At 64.5% G+C, this 3,784-nt stretch carries 4 protein-coding genes; all 4 read left to right on the plus strand.

The window, feature by feature from the left end; translation table 11 throughout:
* The first annotated feature begins 107 nt into the window (after window positions 1-107).
* Window positions 108-398, plus strand: coding sequence for an Asp-tRNA(Asn)/Glu-tRNA(Gln) amidotransferase subunit GatC (gene gatC / locus Q0176_RS05900; protein ID WP_299300196.1), 291 nt, complete (start codon window positions 108-110; stop codon window positions 396-398).
* Between the two features lie 3 nt (window positions 399-401).
* Window positions 402-1,865, plus strand: coding sequence for an Asp-tRNA(Asn)/Glu-tRNA(Gln) amidotransferase subunit GatA (gene gatA / locus Q0176_RS05905; protein ID WP_299300198.1), 1,464 nt, complete (start codon window positions 402-404; stop codon window positions 1,863-1,865).
* A gap of 5 nt (window positions 1,866-1,870) precedes the next feature.
* Window positions 1,871-3,367, plus strand: coding sequence for an Asp-tRNA(Asn)/Glu-tRNA(Gln) amidotransferase subunit GatB (gene gatB, locus Q0176_RS05910; protein WP_299300200.1), 1,497 nt, complete (start codon window positions 1,871-1,873; stop codon window positions 3,365-3,367).
* Window positions 3,368-3,535: 168 nt separating this feature from the next.
* On the plus strand, window positions 3,536-3,784 hold a 249-nt coding region (locus tag Q0176_RS05915; protein ID WP_299300203.1), incomplete at its 3' end, for a GTP-binding protein.

Here is a 3,784-nt window from a genome sequence, read left to right on the forward strand (position 1 = left end):
GCTTTGAAAGGCGTGGGGGGAACTGTTATAATTCCTTACTGTGTGTGCAAACAGGCGGCCTCCGAAGGGGCGGCCGCGGTTTTTCCTTACCGAAAGGAAGTGCAACAATGAAACTGAGCAACGACGAGGTGCGCGAGATCGCCCTGGAGGCAAGGCTGACCCTGGACGACGCCGAGCTGGAGAAGGCGGCTCGCTACATCAATAACTTCCTCTCCATGCTGGATCGCTTCAAGGAACTGGATCTTAAAGAGGTGGAGCCCTTCTGCTTCGCGGAGAAGACGGAGTGCCCGCTTCGCGAGGACGTCCTTACCCCCTTCGGCGACGTGAAGGCGATCCTGGACGAGGGGCCGCATCGAGTTGGGGATTATTTCAAGGTCCCCCGCATCATGGAGGAATAGGCGATGGAGCTTTACGAGTTGAACCTGAGGTCGGCGGCCGAGGGGGTCCGGACAAAAAAATTTTCCGCTATGGAGCTCTTCGACTCCTGTCTTGCCCGTGCCGCGGCCTGCGAGCCGAACCTCTCCGCCCTCATCACGACGACGGTCGAAGCCGGACGCGAGATGGCGCGCAGGGCGGACGAACGCCTGGCGAAGGGGGAGGAGCCGGGGCCCCTGGTCGGGGTTCCCGTCGTCCTGAAGGACAACCTCTGCACCAAGGGCGTGCGCACCACGGCGGGGAGCGCCATTCTGGGCGACTGGAAACCTCCCTACGACGCGACCGTCTGGGAGCTCCTGAGGGATGCCGGGGCCGTCCTGCTGGGCAAGTCCAATATGGACGAGTTCGCGATGGGCAACACCTGCGGCAGCTCGGCCTTCGGTCCGACGCGGAACCCATGGGACGCGACGCGCGTTCCGGGCGGCAGCTCGGGCGGAAGCGCGGCGGCGGTCTCGGCGGGCTATGCCCCGTTCTCGCTCGGCAGCGACACGGGGGGGTCCATCCGTCAGCCCGCCTCCTATTGCGGCGTCTATGGACTGAAACCGACCTACGGCTTGGTCAGCCGCTACGGCGTCATCTCCTACGGCTCCTCCCTCGATCAGGTCGGCCCCTTTGCCCGGACGGTCGGGGACCTGCACGCCATCATGGGCGTCTTGGCCCGTCACGACCCCAGGGACTCCAGCAGCGTCCGGGGCAAGAGTCTTGACTTTTCCCCCATTCCGGAGGACCTGAAGGGCAAGCGTATCGGATTGGTCAGGGAGTTCCAGGGCTTTACCCTGGAGGCCCCCATCGCCGACGCCATGGCGCGCGTCCGCGGGCTTCTCGAGGATGCCGGGGCGGAGATCGTCGAGGTCGAGCTCCCGATCGTGGCGCGCTATGCGGTGTCCTGCTACTACGCCATCGCCATGTCCGAGGCCCATACCAACCTCGAGCGGTACGACGGCGTGCGATACGGCTGCACCGTGGACGACGCCGAGGGGATCAAGGAGATGTTCGAGAGGGTCCGTTCCAGGGGGTTCGGCATAGAGGTCAAGTCGCGCATCATCGCGGGCACCTGCCTGACCGAGCCGGTCCGGAGCGAGGAGTACTACGTCGCGGCGACGAAGGTGCGGACCCTTATTGCCCAGGAGTTCGCCAAGGCTTTCGGCGCGGCCGACTTCATCCTCCAGCCCGTCACCCCCGCCCTGCCCGCCCCTGTCGGAGAGGCGAACAAGGATGCGATGAAGGGATACGAGTCGGACCTCTACACGCTGCCCGTGAACATGGCCGGTCTGCCCGGGCTGTCCTTCTTCACGGGGTATTCTCCCTCGGAGCTGCCTGTGGGCCTGCAGCTCGTCGGACCCCGATGGAGCGACGGCCGCCTTCTGAACGTGGGACTGACTCTGGAGGGCCTGCTGGGCTCGCCCCGGATCGCGAAGGGAGGTCTTTGATTATCATGCCCGAGGTGAGGGAGAAAATGGACAAGGAACTGACCTTCACGCCCGTCATCGGGATCGAGATTCACATTCAGCTCAAGACGGACACCAAGATTTTCTGCGGCTGCTCCACGGACACGGGCGGAGAGCCGAACACGCACATCTGTCCCGTCTGCATGGGGCTGCCCGGCGCGCTTCCAGTCCTCAACGAGAAGGTCGTCGAGCAGGGGCTGCTTGCGGGCATGGCCCTGAACTGCTCCGTGCAGCCGGCGTCCCTGTTCTTCCGCAAGTCCTATTTCTATCCGGACCTGCCGAAGGGGTACCAGACCAGCCAGTGCGACCTCCCGATCGTCGCGGGCGGCTACATCGAGGTTCACGACGACGAGGGAAGGCTCAAGAGGATCCGGGTCCACCACCTGCACCTCGAGGAGGACGTCGGGAAGCTCCATCACAGCGCCTCGGACGGCCGTCTGGAGGGGGCGGAGACCTCCTATGTCGATTACAACCGCTCCGGGCTTCCCCTGGCGGAGATCGTTTCGGAGCCGGACGTCTCGTCGGCCAGGGAGGCGGTGGAGTACGTGACGACGCTGAGGCGCCGCGTGCGCTACGCCGGGGCCTCCGACGTGGACCTGGAAAAGGGGATGATGCGCTTCGACGCCAACGTCTCCATGAAGTGCTCGGACGGCCGGTGGGGCCGTAAGGTCGAGGTCAAGAACATGAACTCGTTCCGGGCGCTGGAGCGCGCGATCGAGTACGAGATCCGACGCCAGAAGAAGATCATGATGCAGGGCGGGGAGGTGCTGCCCGAGACCCGACACTGGAACGACGCCAAGGGCGTGACGACGGGGTCGAGGCTCAAGGAGTTCTACCGCAAGTTCATCGTCGATCCCGACCTCCCGCCCCTGCACGTCTCGAGGGAATGGGAGGAACGGGTGCGCGCCCTGATGCCGGAGATGCCCGACGTGAAGGCTGAACGCTACGTGCGGGAGATGAAGCTTTCCGAGGATGCCGCCCAGGTCCTGACCGAATCGCGCGAGATGGCCGAGTACTTCGAGGCCTGCGTCGCCGCCGGGGCGGCCCCTCAACGAGCGGCGAACTGGGTCCGCACGGAGGTCCTGCGCGTGCTCAACGACCGGCAGATTTCGCTCGGCGAGCTCACCGTTCGTCCCGAGGCGCTCGCCGAGCTCGTCGGACGCGTCGATGCCGGCCGCCTGTCGACCACTCAGGCCAAGGCCGTGTTCGACAAAATGGTCGAGTCGAGCCTGACGCTGGACGAGGCGGTGAAGGCCTGCGGCGTGACGGAGGGCGGCGTTGTCGGGGACGCCCTGTCCGGGACGATCCGAAGCGTCCTGGAGGCCAACGCCGACGTCGTGGCGGAGATACGGTCCGGAGGGGACCCCAAGGGCAAGAAGATAAAGTTCCTGCAGGGACTCGTGATGAAGGAGACGAAGGGTCAGGCCCGTCCGCCCGAGGTGGCGGCGGCGCTCGAGTCGGCCCTTCGGGGCGATCCGAAATGATGTTTTCCCGTCCTTTCCTCCGAATCGTTCGCGAGGAACAGGGCGGGTTTTCGATATTTAGGTCTTCGTACTCCGTTTCTCCGCATTCGATGACGGCGGCAAAAACGCTGTAGGGAGTTTGCGGTAGGCAGTTTTTTCGGGCAATCTTTCAGAGGAGGGTATTGGAGGATGGGAGCACGTCAACCTGAGAACACGAGAAGTTTTGCGCTTGTCGCCCACGGCGGGGCCGGAAAGACGACCCTGGCCGAGGCCATGCTTTTCTGCAATGGACAGATCGGGCGCATGGGCAGGACGGATGCGGGCAACACCGTCAGCGACTTTCAGACCGAGGAGCAGAAACGGCAGATCTCGATCGGCGCGTCCCTCCTCACGATGGAGCGGGGGGGAAAAACCCTGTTTGCCCTGGATGCTCCCGAT

The sequence above is a fragment of the uncultured Fretibacterium sp. genome (assembly GCF_938040765.1).
Taxonomy (GTDB): domain Bacteria; phylum Synergistota; class Synergistia; order Synergistales; family Aminobacteriaceae; genus CAJPSE01.

What these genes read in the sequence shown, in the direction of transcription:
- gatC (WP_299300196.1), top strand. Translation starts at nt 108, where the DNA reads ATGAAACTGAGCAACGACGAGGTGCGCGAGATCGCCCTGGAGGCAAGG.
- gatA (WP_299300198.1), top strand. Translation starts at nt 402, where the DNA reads ATGGAGCTTTACGAGTTGAACCTGAGGTCGGCGGCCGAGGGGGTCCGG.
- gatB (WP_299300200.1), top strand. Translation starts at nt 1,871, where the DNA reads ATGCCCGAGGTGAGGGAGAAAATGGACAAGGAACTGACCTTCACGCCC.